This window comes from Carnobacterium sp. GW821-FHT04C06, from assembly GCF_059420345.1.
In genome coordinates, this window is record NZ_JBWKTN010000003.1 from 106,507 (window position 1) to 128,737 (window position 22,231).

Annotated in this window: 17 protein-coding genes; 6 read left to right on the top strand and 11 right to left on the bottom strand. The window is 35.3% G+C overall.

All coding sequences use genetic code 11. The features are described from left to right. Positions 1-92: 92 nt before the first annotated feature. Positions 93-2,780: an alpha-mannosidase gene (locus AC07SW_RS05895; RefSeq protein WP_135022757.1), complete on the bottom strand. Its 2,688-nt coding sequence runs from the start codon at positions 2,778-2,780 to the stop codon at positions 93-95. Between the two features lie 15 nt (positions 2,781-2,795). Further along, on the bottom strand, positions 2,796-4,082 hold the full coding sequence (locus tag AC07SW_RS05900) for a glycoside hydrolase family 125 protein (protein WP_494632442.1): 1,287 nt from the start codon (positions 4,080-4,082) through the stop codon (positions 2,796-2,798). Positions 4,083-4,273: 191 nt separating this feature from the next. Between AC07SW_RS05900 and AC07SW_RS05905 the strand changes: the two genes are divergently transcribed. Beyond that, positions 4,274-5,362, top strand: a complete 1,089-nt coding sequence (locus tag AC07SW_RS05905; protein WP_135022756.1) for a GntR family transcriptional regulator — start codon at positions 4,274-4,276, stop codon at positions 5,360-5,362. 148 nt (positions 5,363-5,510) lie between these two features. Here the strand turns inward: AC07SW_RS05905 and AC07SW_RS05910 are convergent, their stop codons facing one another. The 6 genes from AC07SW_RS05910 to AC07SW_RS05935 form a co-directional block, all read right to left on the bottom strand. Next, the gene (locus AC07SW_RS05910; protein ID WP_463685126.1) at positions 5,511-6,962 is read right to left on the bottom strand and encodes a response regulator; all 1,452 of its coding nucleotides are present in this window, start codon (positions 6,960-6,962) and stop codon (positions 5,511-5,513) included. Between the two features lie 12 nt (positions 6,963-6,974). Beyond that, entirely contained in the window at positions 6,975-8,684 is a 1,710-nt protein-coding gene (locus AC07SW_RS05915; protein WP_135022754.1) for a sensor histidine kinase, read from the bottom strand. A gap of 19 nt (positions 8,685-8,703) precedes the next feature. Then, entirely contained in the window at positions 8,704-9,309 is a 606-nt protein-coding gene (locus AC07SW_RS05920; RefSeq protein ID WP_119907520.1) for a DUF624 domain-containing protein, read from the bottom strand. Between the two features lie 70 nt (positions 9,310-9,379). After that, complete coding sequence (locus tag AC07SW_RS05925; protein WP_119907519.1) at positions 9,380-10,852, bottom strand: ABC transporter substrate-binding protein; 1,473 nt, start codon at positions 10,850-10,852, stop codon at positions 9,380-9,382. Between the two features lie 20 nt (positions 10,853-10,872). Next, entirely contained in the window at positions 10,873-11,802 is a 930-nt protein-coding gene (locus tag AC07SW_RS05930; RefSeq protein WP_034571834.1) for a carbohydrate ABC transporter permease, read from the bottom strand. Positions 11,803-11,820: 18 nt separating this feature from the next. Beyond that, positions 11,821-12,756 (bottom strand): ABC transporter permease, encoded by a 936-nt coding sequence (locus tag AC07SW_RS05935; RefSeq protein WP_034571837.1) that lies wholly within the window; start codon positions 12,754-12,756, stop codon positions 11,821-11,823. A gap of 216 nt (positions 12,757-12,972) precedes the next feature. On the opposite strand from AC07SW_RS05935, the gene AC07SW_RS05940 reads away from it, so the two are divergent. From AC07SW_RS05940 to AC07SW_RS05955, 4 genes are all read left to right on the top strand, one after another. Beyond that, entirely contained in the window at positions 12,973-14,010 is a 1,038-nt protein-coding gene (locus AC07SW_RS05940; protein ID WP_119907518.1) for a hypothetical protein, read from the top strand. Positions 14,011-14,232: 222 nt separating this feature from the next. After that, positions 14,233-15,078, top strand: a complete 846-nt coding sequence (locus tag AC07SW_RS05945) for a PRD domain-containing protein (RefSeq protein ID WP_494632446.1) — start codon at positions 14,233-14,235, stop codon at positions 15,076-15,078. A 2-nt stretch (positions 15,079-15,080) separates the two neighbouring features. Continuing rightward, on the top strand, positions 15,081-16,946 hold the full coding sequence (locus AC07SW_RS05950; protein ID WP_494632447.1) for a beta-glucoside-specific PTS transporter subunit IIABC: 1,866 nt from the start codon (positions 15,081-15,083) through the stop codon (positions 16,944-16,946). Positions 16,947-17,014: 68 nt separating this feature from the next. Beyond that, entirely contained in the window at positions 17,015-18,436 is a 1,422-nt protein-coding gene (locus AC07SW_RS05955) for a family 1 glycosylhydrolase (protein WP_119907516.1), read from the top strand. Positions 18,437-18,497: 61 nt separating this feature from the next. Here the strand turns inward: AC07SW_RS05955 and arsC are convergent, their stop codons facing one another. Genes arsC through AC07SW_RS05970 form a run of 3 tightly spaced genes read right to left on the bottom strand, consistent with a single transcriptional unit; the run spans position 18,498 to position 20,328 of the window. Then, positions 18,498-18,911: an arsenate reductase (thioredoxin) gene (gene arsC, locus AC07SW_RS05960; protein WP_119907515.1), complete on the bottom strand. Its 414-nt coding sequence runs from the start codon at positions 18,909-18,911 to the stop codon at positions 18,498-18,500. Continuing rightward, on the bottom strand, positions 18,908-19,966 hold the full coding sequence (gene arsB / locus AC07SW_RS05965; RefSeq protein ID WP_119907514.1) for an ACR3 family arsenite efflux transporter: 1,059 nt from the start codon (positions 19,964-19,966) through the stop codon (positions 18,908-18,910). The genes arsC and arsB overlap by 4 nt, the downstream gene beginning before the upstream one ends. 47 nt (positions 19,967-20,013) lie before the next feature. Next, positions 20,014-20,328, bottom strand: a complete 315-nt coding sequence (locus tag AC07SW_RS05970) for an ArsR/SmtB family transcription factor (protein WP_034571857.1) — start codon at positions 20,326-20,328, stop codon at positions 20,014-20,016. 223 nt (positions 20,329-20,551) lie between these two features. On the opposite strand from AC07SW_RS05970, the gene AC07SW_RS05975 reads away from it, so the two are divergent. Beyond that, a complete protein-coding gene (locus tag AC07SW_RS05975) occupies positions 20,552-22,180 on the top strand; it encodes an ABC-F family ATP-binding cassette domain-containing protein (protein ID WP_034571860.1) in 1,629 nt (542 codons plus the stop codon). The last annotated feature ends 51 nt before the right edge of the window (positions 22,181-22,231 follow it).

Here is a 22,231-nt window from a genome sequence, read left to right on the forward strand (position 1 = left end):
AAGAATTCGTTTCTTTTATTTTACATGATTCTATTAAATTCGCAATTTATAGCGAAAAAACACTATAGAAAATAGTGTTTTTTCACTCGTGTTTAATTGCCTTTTTGCCAACGATAGCTAATAATTTCATAAGGAGCTACTACTTTTGTCGGCTTAGCATCAGATATTTCTTCAATTAAATTACAAACATACGGAGTTTGATTAGGAATCGTTAAGTTAAACGTTGTTTGCTCATTTGTTAAATTATACACTCGTGTAACGATTTCAGAAGTAGCTTCATTTCGTTTAAAGGCCGTTAAGGCAACTTTTTCGCCTTCTAAATCCGCAAAACAATGGGTTAGCGGCAATGACCCTTGATGACGATCCGTTTGATACGTACTAAACGGAACTTGGAACGTCATTGCTTCATGATACGTCTGAACGGCATCCGCTGAGCCGTGGAAAGATAGGGCATACTCGACAACCTGTTCTCCTAGGCATTGCGCTTCTGGCGTTGGAAAATATCCCCAATCTCCAAGCTCTCCAACACTACGCAATAAGGTTAACGCAATGGTTGTGTCTTCAGGTAAAATTTCGTACTCATTTAAGCCAAAATTAGCTACGGTTACACCTTGACGCTGATCTTTTACGTTCACAAAAGCATGCTGATGTTGTGCATTCGTTGGATTTTCCCACGCACTATCGGTGGTATTAGGTCTTTCAACAACTTCATAAATACTATCAGCATAATGAACCGTTGTCTCAATTCCTGTTGGGAAAAGAACACGAAGTCGATGATCTTTCATTTGGTTATCAAAGTGAGTGGTGAATTTTAGTTGTCTGCTACCTTTTTCTAATAAAATTTTAGTGGTTAGAGTAAACGGAGCAAGTTTTTTACTGCGTTCTGCTTTACGATAACGGAATTCAACAACCGCTTTTTGTTCTTCTTCTAAGCGTTCATCCATTGAAATTGGAATGTCCAATTGTTGGATAACTTCAATTTCTCCATAGCTGGCTGTATTATTAAGAGTCTTGACTGTCGCTTGACTATTTTTAGAATAAATCGGTTGATCATTAGCAGGTTGTTTAAAAATGTATTCATTTCCTAAATCTCCGACATCTTCAAAATTCAATAAGTCGTGATAGGTGTGATTCGTTTCCTTATCAAGAACCGTCAAGATGCCATTAGAAGCAATCGTAACTTTAAGGTACTCATTTTCCATTGTGCCTTCGAGCTCGTTAATAAGTTCGTCTGACGCTTCTTGCAGATTTTTTTCTGTTTCTACTAACATAAATGTTTCCCAGCTCAAACCTGTCATGGCTTCCATTGGAATTTCAACTCGTGCATATCGTGCCATAAAGGGCTGTCTAAAACGATCTTTTGGTAAATCGTATCCGAACTCAACTCCATCATCTTTAATTTCAGCTAAAACAACTTCTCCTTTGCTGTTTTTTACACTAAACGTAGGGAAATCTTCTGCTTTTAACGTTTGATAGAGGGTTTCTGGCAAACCACTAGCAAATGGCAAACGTTTGATTTCCAAACGAATCGTTGCCAGACCTGTTTTTTCTGAACCATTCGTGTTAAATACAACAAATGGAATTCCATTCTCTGGTAAACTAGCTGTATCAATAGCAGCTATTAATTGGCGTGCTGCTTCATCGGCAACAAATTTTCCAACTTCATTGGCTTTTTCAAAACGTGGCATCATTTCCCGATGAACCTCATCCACACTACAACCACAGATACTATCGTGAGGATGGTTTTGCATCAATGTTTTCCATGCGTAACGCAATGAATCGTGTGGATACTCTTTTGTCACTTCATAAGCCATTGTTGCTAAAGGTTCTGCAATATTTTCTAATTGTCTTGAAACACGAGTATTCCATTGTTTTAAATAGATCCGTGCAGAAGCAGTGTTCGCCAACGTATACCAGCCGTCAGTCTCTTGTGAAGTCAATTCCCCAGTGACGGTACTTAAATCAGCAGGTAAGGCTTCTTTGAGTCCCGTTAAATACGTATCAAAATCAGTATGCACAAATTCAATCTCTGGATACAATTCATTGGCTACTGCGATGGCTTTTGATAAGTCTTTTTGAACGGGTTGATGATCGCAACCATTCATCATTAATAGATGATCCGTCGATGCATACGTTTCTGCATCTGCTAATTTTTTCGCCCAAAAGGCTTTTGCGGCTTCTTTTTCAACTGGAATTTCATTTCCATTGCTGTACCAATTGGCAAACAACAGACCTAAAATCTTAGAACCATCTGGACCTTCCCACCACATTTCTGAGTATTGAGAAGCATATTTTTCATCATTAATCACTACATTATCAAAACCTGTCGGCTTCACTCCTCGACCAAATGCCGCAACATCTAGCCCAGCTTGTTTCATCATCTGCGGAGTTTGCCCCATATTTCCAAAAGTATCTGGAAAATAACCAAGTTGAACTGGTACTCCCCATTTTTTACTTTCATCCATACCAATCAGCATATTGCGGGTGTTGGATTCACTGCTCGTTAAGAAATCGTCTTGCAAAATGTAGAAGGGACCAATTTTTAATTTTCCTTCTGTAATGTATTTTTGGACTAATGCTTTTTTTTCTGGTCGGACTTGTAAATAGTCGTCTAAAATAATCGTTTGTCCATCTAAATGGAAACTGTTAAAATCAGGATCCGTTTCAAATAACTCAAGCAAATCATCCATTAATTCTACTAATCGCATATGGTGCTGTTCGTAGGGTAAATACCATTCTCGATCCCAGTGACTATGGGCAATAATTGATACTTTTTTCATGCTTTCCATTCCTTTCTACTTCTCGATTTGAATATCAAAGTAATCCATTACTAACTCGCAAAACATCATGTTTGCCCATGAAAACCACTCTCTAGTGTACTGATTTGGGTCATTAACATCAAAGCCTTCATGCATTAAATTCGTCCCACCGTCTGTTGCAACTAGCGTATTTAAAATTCGTTCTTTTTCTGACTTATCAGAAGTCGTCAACCCTTCCATTGCCATCGCAATTGGCCAAATATAGTTCTCTGGTGTGTGGGAGCTTCCGATTCCTTTCGCAAATTCACCTTCATAAAAGAAAGGATTCTCACTGCTTAACAGGGTTTTTCTTGTTGTTAAATAGACTTCATCTTCTGGCGAACAATAGCCCAAATAAGGAGCGGCTAATAAATTAGGCACATTGGAATCATCCATTAAGCTAGCATTTCCTAGACCATCTACTTCATATGCAAAAACTGTTTCACCAGCTTTATTCGTTGTTTTTCCATATTTTTCAATACCTTCTTGAATCGCTTCTCGTAAAGCTGTGATTCGGGGAATCAGTTCTTCTTCTTTTAAAATCATCTCAAAAATTTCTTTTAAATAGTCCAAAACAACCACAGCAAACATATTAGACGGAACTAGGTAATGATAAATACAGCGATCATCACTTGGTCTAAAACCAGACCACGTCATACCTGTTGGCGCAACTTCTGTTCCTCGACCTCTGTTTACTAACGTATCTTCTTCTCTTGTTGTATCGCGTTCAAATTGATACGCAGACCGATTATGATCTTGTTCAATTTCCCAGACTGTTAAAACTTCATTCACTGCTGCTTTAAACGTTTGATTGAATTGAGTGGTTCGGCCAGTTGCTTTCCATAATAAGTAGCTTAGTTGCAATGGGTAGCATAAGGAATCAATTTCATATTTGCGTTCCCAAATCCATGGATTCATCTTCGTATGATCCGTTTGATGACCGGCGTGATTTGCCGTTTCATTGAAAGCGTTTGCGTAAGGGTCTAACTGAATATATTGAAATTGTTTTTCTACTAACCCTTCAATCATATCTCCAATATCTGAATCTTCTTTTGCGATGGCTAAATAAGGACGAACTTGCGCTGTTGAATCACGTAACCACATCGCTGGAATATCTCCTGTTAAAACAAAAGTCGTTCCATCTTCTTGGCGTTTAACGGTTGTTAGCAATGTATTTGCAAAACAAGCGTTAAAATTCTCTGCCCAACGTGGATGCTCTTGGCACTTTTCTGTAATCGTATTCATAAAATTTTTAACTGATGTAGGGATTTCTTGATAAACCATTTTATTCGCTCCTCTTATATCATTTTTAGTTATATAACAATTATATGATATATCATTTATATTGTCTACACTTTCTACTGAATTTAACTAAAATCTCTTATTTTCTTTCTTTCGCTTTCTTTTAACTGGAATAAATGATATATTAATAAAACAAGAACTATACCATTTAAAACAACTAAGGAGCTTTTAAGATGAAAAAAGAACCTCTTTACAAAGTCATTTATCTCGACTTAAAAAACGCTATTTTAAATCAACACTACTCCTATGGGACTCAGGTTCCTACTGAAATGGAGTTAACTGAAACTTATCAAGTAAGCAGGATTACAGCTAAACGTGCTTTAATGGAGCTTGAAAGCGATAGATTAATTGAACGAACTGCCGGAAAAGGAAGCTTTGTAATCTACCAAAGTCAATCCCTTCCTCAAACGTATGAACTTGCTTTTATGTTGCCTTTTTCTCAAGCAGCAGGTTTAGAATATTACGTACAAGGGGCAACAGATTACTTAGAAAAAACACCCTATCAATTAACCATCCACGCAACTGAAGGAAGCCCTACTCGACAACGCGAATTATTGCAGAATTTAAAAGAAGATAAATACGACGGACTGATTATTTATCCAGAAAACCCAATCAATTCCATCGACTTACTTTACCGTCAGCATCTAAATGGCTTCCCAATCGTAATGCTGGATAAAAAGCTAGAAGGGACGGATATTCCTTCCATAACTTCAGATAACTTTAATGGTGGTGCGCTAGCTGCTAACTACGCCCTCAAAATGGGGCATACAAAAATCGCCTATTTGTCCACGATTGATTTGCTAGAAAACACTTCCGTTCGTGATCGTTACTTAGGCTATTTAAAGGCTCTCCACGACGCTAAAATTCAAGACTATTCAGATGGGTTAACAAATAAAAAATTCATCAAACAATTGGATGCTGCTTCCTTACAAGAATACCTTTTAGAAATTAAACGGACTGGCTTCACTTGCATTATTGCTGAAAACGACATTATTGCCATGCGTTTATTAGCAGAAGCTAAAAAACTCAAACTAGATATTCCAAATGATCTTTCGTTGATTGGCTTTGATAACATCCAAATGACTGATTTAGTTTCCCCACAGCTCACAACTGTCGAACAAAATTTTTATCAAATTGGCTTTTTAGCAGCCGAGTCTTTGGTTCAACAATTAACTGAGCGCGACAATACTAATCAAAAATTTTCAAAAATTGTTCCTGTTGCGTTGGTGGAAAGAGAATCTGTTTTAAAACCGATTCACTAAGTTTAGTTTAATGAATTTTCTACATTGAAACTAGTAACAAATTAAAGCGGTTTTTAGACAAATTATCGTTTGTTGATACTTTAAGATAAGTAAATAGGTATTGCTTATTTGCTTTATAAAATCAGTTTCAATAAAAAAATTTGGGTTTTTATTTCCGATTCAAATAATGTTCTCTAAATTCCTTCGGTGAGACGCCACACTTTTTCTTAAAGTTCTTATAAAAATAACCGGAGCTTTGGTAGCCCACGTTTAAGGCAATATCATTAATTGGATCCGTTGAATGCAGCAGGAGATTTTGAGCTAACTTAATCCGGTAGTCGTTTAAGTAGGTTGAAAAGCTCTTCTTCGTTTCTTTTTTAAATAGTTGTCCTAAGTACATCACGTTGACATGTAATTTTTTTGCAATCATTTTTAAATTCAAATCTTCACGGTAGCTCGTTTGGACTAGTTCAATCACTTGTTGCGTAATGGGACTGTAGATAACTAGATGCTCATCTAATTCGATTATTTGAAGCATTTCTAATAAGATGTTTTCTACATCTTTTAGTTTTTTAGCCTGATTCACCTCATTTATTTTTTCTTGAAAAAGGGTGTTTTCAATGAAGGTAAATTGTAAATGAAGGTGCATTAAGAGTAAATTAGCATGTTGCTTCACCATTTTTGGTTGTTCCACATTTTGCTCAAAATGAGTTAAAATTTCTTGCATAGCTGCTTTAATTTTGCTCAAGTCTTGCAATGCTAATACTTCTGTAAACTGTTTAAAGGACTCTGGTAGGAATTGGCTTGGTTTCTCCTTTTCTACGATTAAAACATCCTTATTGTAGAAGGCGAATGTATCTAATTTCCCTTTAGCTGTTTGATAACTTCCTCCTACTTCCTCCATCGTTGCAACAACTGTTCCTTCAAAAACCAATACGTTCTCTTGCATTTTACTGGTTAAGTCAGAAATCAATTCGTCTTTTCGAGAATCCATTACAATCACTGCCAGTTCAGTTTCAGAAACCATTAAAAATAAATAATGACTGTTTGAAGCCAATTCTTTTTTTAAACGCTCTTGTTCTTCTCGTTTAATTTTAAAAAGTACCACTTGATAGTTCTGGCTAACGATTGTTTTTCCGCTTGAAGTAGCCCACCTATTTAAGGCGTCGTAATCAACGGTATTTAGTAACCAATCATTTAGCATGCTCCGATACAATAAGTCTTCATTTTGAAAATTTTCTTTTTGAGAATCAAGTTCATTAATGAGTTTTAACAAGGTCTCTTTTAGTTCGATTTTATCCACTGGTTTCACTAAATAATTAGCAGCTCCCAGTTGCATGCCCTCCTTAATATAATCAAATTCTTGGTAGCCTGAAAGAATAATTGTTTTAAATTGTTGATTTAAGCGTTGGGCTTCTTTAATAAATTCTATCCCTGATAAAAGTGGCATGGTCACATCCGTTAGGACGATATCCACTGAATTGGCAACTACAAAATCAAGTGCCTCTTGACCATTTTTAGCAGTACCTACGATGGTCAAATTTAAACTTTCCCAGTCAATTAGTTTTTGTAGTCCCATCAAAATCATATACTCATCGTCTACAATCAACACTTTATACATAAGCAAGCTCCTTTAAGTTTGTTCTTCTTTGTCTTTAAAACGTATGACAATCGTTGTTCCTCCATTTTCTGTTGAGGAATACTTCATATGATAGGAAGAGCCGTAATACAGTCTTAGGCGTGTGTTTACATTGTGAATGCCTACTGAATTGACTTTTACCTCATGATTAAAAGCTAAGGCTTCATTGATTGCTCCATACTGGATTTCAGACATTCCTAAACCGTTGTCACTGATTTTAATTACGATCTCCTCGTTTTCACGATAGGCCTTCACTCCTATTGCATTTTCCATTTTTAAATAATCGATGCCATGTTGGAAATAGTTTTCAATTAAAGGTTGAATCGCAAATTTTGGAATAGGTAAGCTTTTAATAGATTCTTCGATTGAAAAAGAATAGGCAATGCTATCTGGGTAGCGCATTTGGTAAAGGTAAACGTATTTTTCACAAAATTTCAATTCATTTTCTAATGTGACTGTTTTTTCTTGTGAAATATTATTGCGTAACAAGGCTGCAAAATTGTATACGACCTCTGCCAGTTCATCTGCGCCTTCACTGACTGCAGACATCCGAATGTATTCTAACGTATTATACAAAAAATGGGGATTGATTTGCGATTGTAACGCTCGCATGTCCGCGTCTTTTTGTTTGATTTCCAGCTCATAGATATCCTTTAAATAGTTTTGAATGCTATCTAACATCTGGTTAATTCCAATCGAGATTTGTTTCATTTCAGCTTGCTTATGATTGACTTCAATCCGATTCTCAATTTTACCTTTGGTGATTTCATTGATTGATAGTAAAATATCTTCTACTTGTCGAACATACTTTCCAAATAATTTAAAAAGAGTTAGCAGTAAAATACTATCAATAATCAAGCTAAATAAAAACAACCACATAAAGCTTTTAGCTGACTTTAAAAATACTGATTTTTTAGGGACAAAAGTATATATTTGATACCCTTCTTTTGTTTTTAATTGTGTCATAAAATACGATTCTTTTAGTTTCGAGGGTTGAATTTTTGAATGATCGTTCATTTGTTGAACTAATTCTGATTCTAGTGGGGAACCCTTTTCTTTTGTTTTTCTTGAGTAGATCAAGCGATTCGTGTTTGAAAAAATAAAGGTTTCCGATTCTGTTTGTTGACTATTATTTGTAACAGCTTTGTTAAATTCCTCTACACTCAATGATAAATAAAACGTACCGATATATTTTGATGTATCTGGATTGTTTAATAATTTTGGAATCATTACTCCAGTGTCTTTTGGAAATTCCTCCAGTTTAATGCCTTGCTTGTTAGTCAAAGTTGATGAATAAACTTCCTTAAATTCATTTAACGAAATGGCGACAGATTGAATGGATTCGTCTAAGTAATACATGTGTTCAATTTCTTTGGGTAGGTAAATATACATGTTATAGTCTTGACTGATGTCTAAGGTATAACTAAGATACTGTTGATAATCCAGTTGGAAATAGCGATATAAGTTCTCAATGCGCAAAGGATTGGATGTCAACTCTGTCGCCATACGCGCTGCCTTTTTTTCATCTTCAACTAAAATGGCATCGATTCGATTTGAAATATCTACTGTTACCTGTTTGGCTTCTTCGTTGTTCTTCTTGGAAATGGTATAACTAACGACTAAAGAGAAGACAGTGACGCCAACAATCAAAATCATTGAGTATATTTTTAATAGTGAATAGATTTGATTCTGTTTGCTTTTCATCACACTTCTCCTTTCGCCATTAAATGGATTCGATCTTTAAACGATTAAAAATTTTAGTTGTTACTTGATTGACAACCGCAACGCTTAAGCCGACACTAATAAATAAAATAAGTCCAGGATAACGATAAGTAATCGTCCAAATCACAACTAAACAAATTCCTGCAACTAGGCATTCTTTTAAACTTGTAAAAAATGTGATAAATGCTAATTTTAAAGTATTAGACAGATTGATTTCATACGTAACCGTTATCAGTATACTTAAAATAAAGACATTTATCATTAAAAATAAGACAGCTATAATCAAAAAGTCAATTACCACAAAGATAAATCCCTGTGTTTGAACTGATAGATATAAATTTAATAACAAAAATAAAATAGTACTTCCAAAAATCAACATCATTTGATTTCCTCTAATAATATACGCTTTAAATAGCGCCCAACTTTTTTTCCAAGTTAATTCTTTATAATTCCAAGCTGCTTCTTGATGAGTCTCCGTTAAGGTCAAGAGCGCTGGCACAAAACCAAATACAATTAAGCCGCTTAAGCTTAACCCCCAGAAGTACAAGCTCAATTTAATTAAATAGTACACTCTGTTAAAACCTGTTTCTAGTCCTTTTGCTATCATGTTTATATACTCCCTCTAATAAAATGCAAAGAGACCCATCAATAACTGACAGGTGCTCTTTTGCATGTTCTTATTTTTTTGATTTGTTAAATTCATCAAATTGTTTTTGCATTTCTGCTCTTACTTTTTCAAGCCCAGCACCGTTTAATTTTTGATTCATTTCTGGTAGAGCTTTATCAGGATCCAATGTTCCGGTGTGCAATCCATCTAAATATTGACTCATGACATTGTTGATATTGGTTAATTCTGTTTTCACATTATCCGTTACAAAATTAAAGCCAAGTAATGGTGATTTTTCAGCATTTTCAATACTTTCTTTTCTTTTCTCGATTTGTTCATCTGTAATTGATTTTTCAAGGTAAACAATTTCATTGTTTCCTGTATTCCATGCAGACATATGATTTTTTGGTCCGTATGCTTTTAATAGTTCAACACGATCATTGTCTAATTTTTTCCAAGTTTCGTCTTCAATTCCGTAAACCAAACCATTTAATAATTCAGGATCTGAGTTTAATAGGTTTAAAAGTTCAACTGATTTTTCTTTGTTTTTAGAATTATTTGATACTACGAAGTTTGCCATACGTGCATTGGCAGTATTTTTGATTGGACTTGTAATCGGTCTAGATACGATTGGTTTTTGAGCCGCTCTTGTTAGTAATGTATCGCCGTAATCGTATGGGCCTTGTGTTTCAATACGAGCAAACCATGTGTCTGATTCTAAATTATAGTCTGTGTTGCTTGTTGCGGCATCTTTCGCCACATAACCTAACTCATAGAATTTGTGCATTGTTTTTAGGTCTGGAATCACGCCATCCCCAGTTTCATATGGGTTAATGATTTTTGTTGTATCCCCATGAATATCTACTGCTAATGGAACTTTATCATCCATGACGTATTCAATATCACGAATGACTCTCCAACCAGAGCCGGCTGCTACAGGAACGACATTCGGTTCTTTCTCTTTGATTACTTTTAACATTGGTTCCATATCTGCCAATGTTTTTACATTTGAAACATCTAAGTTGTATTTATCTAGGAACGTTGAGTTAAATGATAAAACTTGTTGTGCATACACGTTTCCATTAACCGGCATTGCGTAAAGCTTCCCATTCACAGTATTTCCTTGAATATAGGCTTCATCTAACATGTCGTAACTTTCTTTCGCATACTTAGGTAGCATATCTGTTAAATCAGCATAGGCCCCTTTTTGAGCGTTTGCTACATAGTTTTTAGCTAATGCAATATCATAGTTTTCACCTGATGAGGTAATCACTGACATTTTCTTTTCATAATCGCCCCAACCAATGTATTGTAAATTCACTTTATAGCCAATCTTATCTTTGATACGCTTATTCGCAACTTCCATCAATTGATCGTAATTTTCTGGCTTGTCTCCAATTTGATACATCAATAAAGTTTTGCCATCATCATCTTTTGTGGCTTTTCCAGCATCCCCTTTTAAGCCACCACAACCTGCCAACACGCCTCCAAGAAGTGCAAATGCTGCACCTGAGACCAACATTTTTTTGAACGTTTTGTTCATTTTAAACCCTCCATTTATGATTATTCTTTAACTCCGCCAATTGTCAAACCACTGATAAAATATTTTTGGAAAAATGGATAACTACATGCGATTGGAACTGTTGAAATAACAACCATCGCCATTCTTGTTGCTTCTTTTGGAATTGCTGCTGCCCCACCGCTTAATGCTGAACTCATGTTGGCATTTTGGGACATATATTCAATATTGCTTTGAATTTTCATTAATAAATATTGTAAAGGAACTAAATTATCACTTTGAATATAAAGCAATGCATTAAACCAATCATTCCAATAACCTAAAGCTGCAAACAAGCTGATTGTTGCAATTCCAGGGACTGCTAGTGGCAATACGATTTGCATAAAGACGCGTAATTCACCTGCTCCATCGATTTTTGCTGATTCAATAATCGCATCTGGTACAGAGCGTTTAAAGAAGGTGCGCATCACGATGATATTAAAGGGACTTAACGCCATTGGCAAAATCAATGCCCAAACAGTATCTTTTAAGTTTAATAACGTTGTCATTACGATATAGTTTGGTACCATTCCTGCACTAAATAACATTGTGACTAAGGCAAAAACGGTAAAAAATTTACGGTAACGAAACGAATTTCTTGAAATAGCATAGGCATACGTAGAGGTAAACGTCACGTTCACTAAAGTCCCTACAACCGTTACAAAAACCGTAATAAATAGCGCTTGTAAAATTTGATCTTTCATTTCGTAAAGGTATCGATACCCATCAAAACTCCATGAAGAAGGTATGATTCGATACCCTTCTGTTATTAGTGACGTTTCACTTGTAAATGAAATAATAATAACAAAAATAAATGGGAAGATACAGGAGAAAGCGAAGAGCGCGATAATAATGTTAAAGAAAATATCCGCTTTTTTTCCAAAGGTTTGCACCTTTACTGTATTTATTTTTTTCTTTTTACGTTTTTCTTCCATGTTTTCGATTCTCCTCTCCTAGAATAGCGCTGATTCCTCGTCATATTTGCGAACCAATAAGTTCGTGCCAATAACTAAAATACAACCCACAACCGATTGATACAAGCCGGCTGCTGAAGCCATTCCGATATCTCCACTACTTGTTAACCCATTATAAATATACGTATCTAAAACAGAAGTTACCTCGTATAAGGCTCCTGAGTTTCGTGGAACTTGATAAAACAGACCAAAGTCAGCTCTAAAAATATTACCTACGGCTAAAATCGTTAAAATAGTCATTAACGGTGCTAATTGAGGCAAGGTTACATTTTTGATTTGTTGCCATTTTGTTGCACCATCAATCATTGCTGCTTCATAATATGTCGGGTCAATCCCCATAATTGAAGCAAAGTAGATAATACTACTATAACCGACACCTTTCCAAATCCCCATAAAGACTAAAATGAATGGCCAATATTTCGGTTCATTGTACCAGTTGATCCCATCCCCTGCTTGACCTGCTAAAATCGAATTCACTAAGCCTTTGTCTGGGCTTAAGAAGGAATAAACGAAATAACTGATGATAACCCATGATAAGAAATACGGCAATAGCATGGATGTTTGATACACCTTCACCATCTTTTTCGAACGAATCTCACTTAAGATAATGGCAAACATAACGGCTACGACCAGCCCGCTAATAATAAAGACCACATTATAAAGAACGGTATTTCTCGTAATAATATACGCATTCGACGAGCTAAATAGGAATTTAAAGTTATCAAATCCCACCCACGGACTTTCTTGCAAACTCTTAAAAAATCCACCATCAGAATAAGTAAAGTTTTTAAACGCCACGACATTCCCTAAAACCGGAATGTAAAAGAAGAAAATAAGCCATAATGCACCTGGAAGAGCCATTAATAAAAGCATTTTATTTTTATTGAAATGATACCAAAAACCTTTCTTTTTCATCTGTTCTCCTTTCTTAAAACTTGATTTAGTAAACGTTTTCATTACTCTTTCATTATAGCCTCTGCTCTTTTCATTAAAAAGGAACAAATTATAGCGAAAGGGTAACATATTATAGTTGGAGTTTCACTTTAAGTTGTTTCCTTTCCCATTTTCTTCTATATAAATGTTAAAATAGAATTACAGAAAGCCTCACGAGAAGAAAGGACGCTGAACTAAATGGAAATGGAACAAATTCTCACAACCAAAATCACGATAGACGGTCACTTTCAAGACTGCCAATTATATAGTGGACATCTTTATTTATGGAATGACCAAAATAATTTAGCCATTTATGACTGGAATAAATGGATGAAATCACTAAATAAAGTTGAACGTGTCGTTTATTATGAGCCTCGTTCAACAGAGTATCTTCATAGTTCACTAGCAGATTTAGAACCTTTCTTAGAAAAAACACTTCAGTTTAATTTTCCGATACTAGATAGCGCCATTTTCAAGCATACCCTTTATTATTCAGACATCACTGGATTTTATGCCTATTCGTTGCTGGATCCCCATGCAACTAAACTTACCTTATGGGATGAACCCGTTCAACATATTTCAGTTTCAAAAAATGGTAGAATCGCTTTATCTGCTGGTGAAAATGGGTTATTTGAATATGATGCTACTAAAAAATGGACACTGCAAAACACTGCAAAAATACCTCATACTGGTATTTATCTCCTTAACGCCAGCTTTGCAAGTTCTAGCGAATGGTCTGGAAATGATTTGATTCAATATGGTGAAAATCCTTTAAAAGAAAGTTTTTTTCTAACTTTTGGTAAAATAAAAAAACAGCTTCATTTAGTTTCGATTCAACCTGCCGAACCAAAACTTCAACAAGTGGGTCGGTTTATTAAAGAGTTTCCTTTGCCTCTCTCTTTAGAAAAACAAAAACAAAATGAAGGACAGTTATTTTCTTATGAAACAAAAAATCGCAAATTAAACCAAGACTTTCAATACCGTTCAAAGGAAATTTTTATTAAAAAAATGCCTTCTCGCTTAAATAAATCCTTCAACCAATCCCCCCAAGATTTAAGCGTCTCCGAAACAGAAAGTCATTTGCTTATTCGCTGGAAAATGAGCCCTTTCTTACAATTGCCTAAAGTGATGAAATGGCGTGTTTATGATCGGAGTATTTACTATAAAAATCAACTGCATTTATTGCAAGATAAAGAATTGACTCTTTATATTTTTACATTATTAGAAACGTCGTAACCTTCAAAAAAATGATTAAAAATTTAAATCATATGGAAATGTAAATGTAAGCGTTGACTATCCTTGTTTCATGAACTATACTGAAATTAAGAAAAAAAACAATTATGGCGACGTAGCCATTTTATAGAGTATGTTACTGATTAACGCAGGCAGAACTCAAATTACCTAGAAGCAGTCCTTTTCTAGGTAATTTGAGTTTTTTTTCTGGAAAGGAGTAAAAAAATGAGAGTAAGTCAAATTTTAAACAACAATGTAGCAATCGTTAGCAGGGGGAAAAATGAAGTAATTGTTTATGCGAAAGGGTTAGCTTTTAGAAAAAAAGTTGGACAAACCATTAAAGAAACTGAAATTGAAAAGACCTATGTATTAGATTCAAATGATATGTTGGAGCACTTCAGTTATCTGCTAGCTAATTCGGACCCTAACCATATTACACTCGTCAATCAAATTATTGATTTTGGTGAAAAACAGCTAACTGAAAAATCAAATGATTATTTAAGTTTGACCTTACTGGATCATATTGAATTTGCACTAAAACGTGCTGCCAAAGGACAATTTATTCGAAGTCCCTTAACGTGGGAAGTCAAAAAATTCTATCCACAGCATTTCGATATCGGACTTTATGCATTGAACCTGATCAATCAGCAGTTCAATCTTCATTTTCCAGAAGATGAAGCCGTTTCAATTGCGTTGCATTTTGTTAATTTGCAAGAGGATAAAAACAATTTAGATTCAACTATACGCTCAATGGAAAGTCTGAGGGATATTTTATCAATTATTCAGTATCACTTTCAAATTAAACTAGATGAAAAATCGATGAACTATATGCGCTTAATGACTCATTTGCAATATTTTATCCAACGCGTTCAAACCGATAAAATCTATGATGAAAGTGACTTAGTATTGAACACTCAAATCAAAATGCTTTATACAGATGCCTATGATTGCATCCAAAAAATCAAAGTTTATATCCAAGAAAAATATGAGTGTGTGATTTCAATTGATGAGGAGACGTACCTTATGCTTCATATCCATCGCGTAACCAATCGAAGTAAAAAGGAGTCCTAAAAATGATTTATCAAAAACTTAATGAAACCATTATCCAACTAGTAGGCGGAAAAGAAAATATTCAAGCGGTTGTTCACTGCATGACGCGCTTGAGATTCACTTTAAAGGATCGTTCAAAAGCAAAAACAGAAGAGTTAAAAAACGTAGATGGCGTCATTGATGTTGTATCAAACAACGTTGCTTATCAAGTTATTATTGGAACCCACGTAAACGAGGTGCATGCTGAATTAGTAAGCATGTTAGGAATCAACCCTACTACCGATTCCAACCAAGCTACTAAAGAAAAAAAGCACCCCTTAAAAGCAATGCTCGATTTAGTCTCTGAAACAATGACTCCTGTCATTGAACCCATTATTGCATCAGGTCTACTTGCTGGATTTTTGTCGTTGTTTACAATTACTGGGGTTCTTTCAGAAGAAAGTCCCACGTACATTTTGTTAAATTCAATTCGCGAAGCAGTTTTCTTTTTCTTGCCAATCTTAATTGCGATGTCTTGTGCAAAACGTTTAAAAGCAAGCCCTTATTTAGCGGTTGCTTTAGCTGCTACTCTCGTTTCAACGTCAATTAACGGCGTTGCAGGACTTAGTATTTTCGGTATCTCTTTGCCTCAAACAACGTATGCTAATTCTTTTATCCCAATTATTTTAGCAGTTTGGTTTATGGGACATTTAACCACCTTTTTAAACAAATACATTCCAAAATTTTTACATTATTTTTTGAATCCTGTTCTAATTATGGTGATTTGTTTACCAGTGACATTGCTTTTATTTGGACCAATCGGCATTTGGATTGGAGACGGCATCGGCTTATTATTTAAACTACTAATGGACACTTTCGGTAGTTGGATTGTTGTAATGCTTTACGCTGCTTTCCAACCTTTCTTAATTATGCTGGGTGCTGGTAATTTCATGATGCCACTTGCACTGAATTTTGTGAATGAAATGGGTTATGATCCGATTTTCTTAGCAGCTGCAACCATTTCTGATTTGGCCGTTGCTGGAGCAATGCTAGGGTATTTTTTAAGAGCAAAAGAATCAAAACAAAAACAATTATTTGGAACGGTAAGCTTTAGCGCCTTGATGGGCGTAACAGAACCTGCAATTTACGGTGCATTTATTAAATATCGTAGACCTTTTATTGCCGTGATGATTGGCGGCGGTCTTGGTGGATTGTTTGCTGGCTTAATGAACGTAAAAACCTATTCGATTGTTTGGGGGTTAATGGGACTGCCTTCATACGCTCAAAATCAAGATTTTTCTAATTTGATATTTATGGTGATTGCGGTTCTAATTGCTTTTATCGGTGCTGCTGTTTCGGCTTATATTCTTGGAATTCCAGAAACGAACACTGCTAAAAACGAAGAAGAAACCTTCTCGGAAGAAACTGCTCTAGAAAAAGAAAGCACCTTTGCAAAAAAATTAACGCTACAACCAGTTGCTAAAGGGGAACTTGTTCAGTTAGCTGACATAAAAGATCAAGCCTTTTCAACTGGGGCATTAGGCAAAGGAATTGGAATTATTCCTTCTACGTCGGAAGTCATTTCTCCAGTTGACGGTGAAGTTACAGTAGTCTTTCCTACTAAACATGCTATTGGGATTCAAACAAAAGAAGGGGTTGAAATTTTAATTCACATCGGGGTTGATACTGTTGAACTTGATGGAACCTATTTTGATACAATCGTTCAACCTGGAGACAAAGTTAAAGCAGGACAACTATTAGCTACAGTTGATTTTGATGGGTTAAAAAAAGAAGGCTATGATACAACAATTATTGTCGTTATTACGAATACAACGGACTATTTGGATGTAATCCCTGCTATTCATGAAAAATTAATGCTTAATGATGAGATGGTTACAATCGTGTTCTAGCTTTTTGGAAAGAAAAACAGTTTATAAAATTTTTTCTATTTAATAACATTTTAAGGGAGGTCTTTCCAATGAAAAAAACGGATTTTTTATGGGGCGGCAGTATCGCTGCTCACCAATGTGAAGGGGCTTGGGATCAAGATGGCAAAGGCATTGCCATTATGGATTTAGTCACACAGGGAACCTATGAACAACCGCGGGAAATTTGTACTAAAATTGAAGCAGGAAAAAAGTATCCTTCTCATGAGGGAATTGATTTTTATCATCACTACAAGGAAGATATTGCTTTATTTGCTGAAATGGGATTTAAAGCTTTGCGTATCTCAATTGATTGGTCTCGCATCTATCCGTTAGGAGACGAGCAAGCGCCTAATTTATTAGGTGTCCAATTTTATCAAAACGTCGTAGACGAGCTCTTAAAATATGGTATTGAACCTATCGTTACACTCTATCACTTCGAAATGCCTGTTCATTTAGTGAACAACTATGGTTCTTGGACCAATCGAAAAGTAATTAAGTTCTATTTAAATTACTGCGAAACCATGTTTAAAGCCTTGAAAGGAAAAGTTCGTTACTGGGCGACTTTCAATGAAATGAATCATATTGACCCTCAAACAGAGGCTTCTGATATCTTTACGTACATTATTTCAGGTTTAAAATACTCTGATCTTAAAAATAAAAAACAAACCTTAGCTACGATCAGTTACCATATGACCTTAGCCAGCGTTAAAGCAGTGAAGTTAGCCCATGACATTGATTCAAACTTTGAAATTGGATGTGTTTTTGGCTTAACTCCTGCCTATCCACTAAATTGCAATCCAGAAAATGTACTGAATTCCTTTAAAGAAACAGATCGTGAATTTTACCAAATCGACGCCATGTGTACGGGTAAATTCCCTGCTTACAAATTAAAAGAGTATGCAAAGGCTGGAATCGATTTAACGATTTCTCAAGAAGATGAACTCGCTTTTGCCCAAGGTAAAATTGATTTTATCGGCTTAAATTATTATTCTTCTAGTGTTGCTCATTATGAAGGAGACCATGAAAACGAAGAAACTTTATTTGGAGGCGTTCAAAATCCTTATTTACAACAAAGCAAATGGGGCTGGGCAATTGATCCAACAGGTTTGCGCTATCTTTTAAATTACCTTTATCGTCGCTATAGCCTGCCCATTATCATTACTGAAAATGGATTAGGTGCCATTGATCATCTTGAAACTGACGAAACGATTCAAGACGACTATCGCATCGAGTATATCGAACAACATATTGAACAAGTAAAAAAAGCCATTGTTGAAGATTATGTAGAGTGTTTTGGTTATTTAACATGGGGGCCTATCGACTTAGTTAGCGCAACTACTGGCGAAATGAAAAAACGATACGGCTTCATCTATGTTGATAAAAACGATGACGGAACAGGGACCTTCACTCGTATAAAGAAAAAGTCCTTTAACTGGTACCAAAACGTTATCCGCACTACAACCTTTGACTAGTAATTAAAAATCCCCTTCTAGCTATCCAAAAAACAGATAGTTAGAGGGGATTCTTTTTATTTTAAGCTAATCGTTTAACTAATTGCATCATTCGCTCTTTTATATCCTCTCTAGTGCTAGAAAAAGCTGCTGCTATTTCTTGATCTGTCCCTGTTGCCTTACCTGGATCACTTAAATCCCAGTGTTCATATTGGGTTGTCGTTGGAATGATTGGACAGTTATCCGCTGCATCTCCACATAAGGTTACGATGAAATCTGCTTGTTGAAAAAAGTCTGGATCAATCAAATCTGACGTTTGTGTCGTAATGTCGATTCCTGCTTCTTTCATTGTTGCAACGGCTTTAGGATTTAAGCCATGGGTCTCGATTCCTGCACTTCTTACTTCCCACTGAGAAGGGAAATATTTTTTTGCAAATCCTTCAGCTATTTGACTCCGACAAGAGTTCCCTGTACATAAAAAATAAATTTTCTTCATCCTTTTGCTCCTTTAGTATCAAAATATTTTTGTTTGAATCTTAATGCAACATTGACTAAACCAATTAAAACGGGAACTTCGACTAACGGACCGATTACAGCCGCAAAAGCTTCCCCAGAGTTAATTCCAAAAACACCTACTGCAACGGCTATCGCTAGCTCAAAATTATTGCTGGCTGCTGTAAAAGAAAGTGAGGCTGCAATTGGATAACTGGTCCCCATTTTTTTGGAAATAAAAAATGAAATAAAAAACATAATAACAAAATAAAACAACAATGGGATTGCAATTCTAACCACGTCAAAAGGAAGCTCTATCACTTTCTCACCTTTAACTGAGAACATTACCACAATAGTAAACAATAACGCTACTAACGTAATGCCACTAATTTTTGGTAAATAGATGTCTTCAAACCATTTTTTCCCTTTATATCTTATTAAAAGAACGCGAGATAAAAATCCTGCTATAAACGGAATCCCTAAATAAATAAAAACACTTTTAGCAATTTCGCCCATCGTAATTGCGACGGTATGTGTTTCAAGTCCCAACCAGTTAGGTAAGACCGTCACAAATATATAAGCGAATACAGAGTAAAATACAATTTGAAAAACAGAGTTAAAAGCCACTAAGCCTGCCGTATATTCATTATCCCCTTGTGCAAGCTCACTCCAAACCAGCACCATTGCAATACATCTCGCAAGACCAATCATAATCAGCCCTACCATATACTCCGGGTAATCACGTAAAAAAATAACTGCTAAACCAAACATTAAAATTGGACCAATCACCCAATTTTGAATGAGAGATAAGACTAATACTTTCCAGTCCTTAAAGACACGCCACATTTCTTCATACTTCACCTTGGCAAGCGGAGGGTACATCATCAAGATTAGTCCAACTGCTATCGGAATGGATGTTGTTCCGATAGATAAATGGTCAATTATCTTAGGGACACTTGGAAATAAGAAACCTAATCCAATTCCGACTGCCATTGCCAAAAAAATCCAAAAAGTTAAATACCGGTCTAATAAGGATAATTTTTTAGTTACACTATTCATTTCATTCAACTCCAACTATCGTTTTTAATTACAAAATCGTAATTTTTTTAATCACTACTACTTTCTTCTTTCATACAAATACAGGTTTCAGTGCTAGCAAACAACTCCGTCAGGGATGCCCTAAAGGAGTCTACTCTATCCTCTTTTAACGTATAATAATGCCACTGGCTTTTTTTTTCGACAGATACAATCCCAGCCTTTTCCAGTACTTTCATATGATGGGAAAGCGTTGGTTGCGTAAAGTCAAAATGATCTAAAACGTCACATGCACACAGACTACCACATGACAACAAATCGATGATTTTCATTCTTTTGGGATCTGAAATTGCTTTTAAAACCTTTGATAATTCTTCGTAATCCATAATATCCTCCTTAACATAGATATGTATCTATCTAGAATATAGACGAACTTCTATATTCAGTCAAGCGAAAGTTGACTATCTGCCATCAAAATTTTTCTTCCTATAGAATTCAACTTTGATAAAAATGAACGTTTTCTTAACAAAACAACTTAACTTATCGCTTTTACCCCCTCAGTATGCTAAAATAGATAAGATACAAATTTGAAAAGAGGTAAAAAAATAAATGATTACAGTAAGTAACGTTAGTCTGTTATTTTCAGATCGTAAATTATTTGAAGATGTTAATATTAAATTCATTCCCGGCAATTGCTATGGTCTTATTGGTGCAAATGGTGCTGGTAAATCAACCTTCCTTAAAATTCTTTCAGGTGAAATCCAACCTTCAACAGGGGACGTTTCGATGTCAAGTGGTGAACGTTTAACTGTCTTAAAACAAAATCATTATGATTTCGAAGAATTCAATGTGTTAGAAACAGTTATTATGGGTCACAAACGTCTTTATGACATTATGAAAGAAAAAGATTCCATCTATATGAAAGAAGATTTTTCTGATGAAGACGGGATTCGTGCCGCTGAACTAGAAGGCGAATTCGCTGAGCTAGATGGTTGGGAAGCAGAACCAGAAGCTGCTGTTTTATTACAAGGTCTTGGCATTGATGAGACTCTGCAAAATAAAACAATGAGCGAATTAACTGGTGGACAAAAAGTGAAAGTGTTATTGGCACAAGCACTATTTGGCAAGCCTGATGTTCTTTTACTTGATGAGCCTACCAATGGTTTAGACAAAAAATCAATCGAATGGCTAGAAGAATTCTTAATCAATTTCCCTAATACCGTTATCGTTGTTTCCCATGACCGTCATTTCTTAAACAAAGTATGTACACACATGGCTGACGTTGACTTTGGTAAAATCAAACTTTATGTTGGGAACTATGACTTCTGGTTAGAATCTAGTCAATTGGCTTCACGTTTAATGGCCGATTCAAATTCTAAAAAAGAAGAACAAATTAAAGAATTACAAGACTTTATTGCTCGATTTAGTGCGAATGCTTCTAAATCAAAACAAGCAACGTCACGTAAAAAAATGCTTGAAAAAATCACATTAGATGATATTCAACCTTCTTCACGTCGTTATCCATTCGTTGGGTTTACACCAGATCGTGAAATCGGAAATGATTTAATCCGTGTTGAAAATGTTTCAAAAACCATTGATGGCATTAAAATCTTAGACAATATCAGCTTCTCATTAAACAAAGATGACAAAGCGGCCTTTATCAGTCAAAATGATATCGCCATAACCGTTCTCTTTAAAATTTTAATGGGAGAAATGGAACCTGATACAGGCTCTGTTAAATGGGGCGTTACGACTTCTCAATCTTATTTACCAAAAGACAACAGTGCAGACTTTGAAAATGGTGATTTAACCATCGTTGATTGGTTGCGTCAATTTGCTTCTAAAGAAGAAAGCGACAATACTTTCTTACGTAGCTTCTTAGGTCGTATGTTGTTCTCTGGTGAAGATGTATTGAAGAAAGTTTCCGTTCTTTCCGGAGGCGAAAAAGTTCGTTGTATGTTATCTAAAATGATGTTAAGCAAATCAAACGTCCTTGTTTTAGATGACCCTACCAACCATTTAGACTTAGAATCAATCACGGCATTAAACGATGGTTTAATTGCGTTTAAAGGTTCACTTCTATTCGGTTCTCACGATCACCAATTTATTCAAACAATTGCAAATCGTATTATTGAAATTTCACCAAATGGTGTTGTGGATCGTTCAGAAACCACTTATGATAATTTCTTAGAAGATAAAAATGTTCAAGAACAAGTTGCTGCGCTTTACGCGAAGTAAAACAAAAGAGCCTATCCAAAACTAATTTCATCTATTTAAAAATAAGTAAAA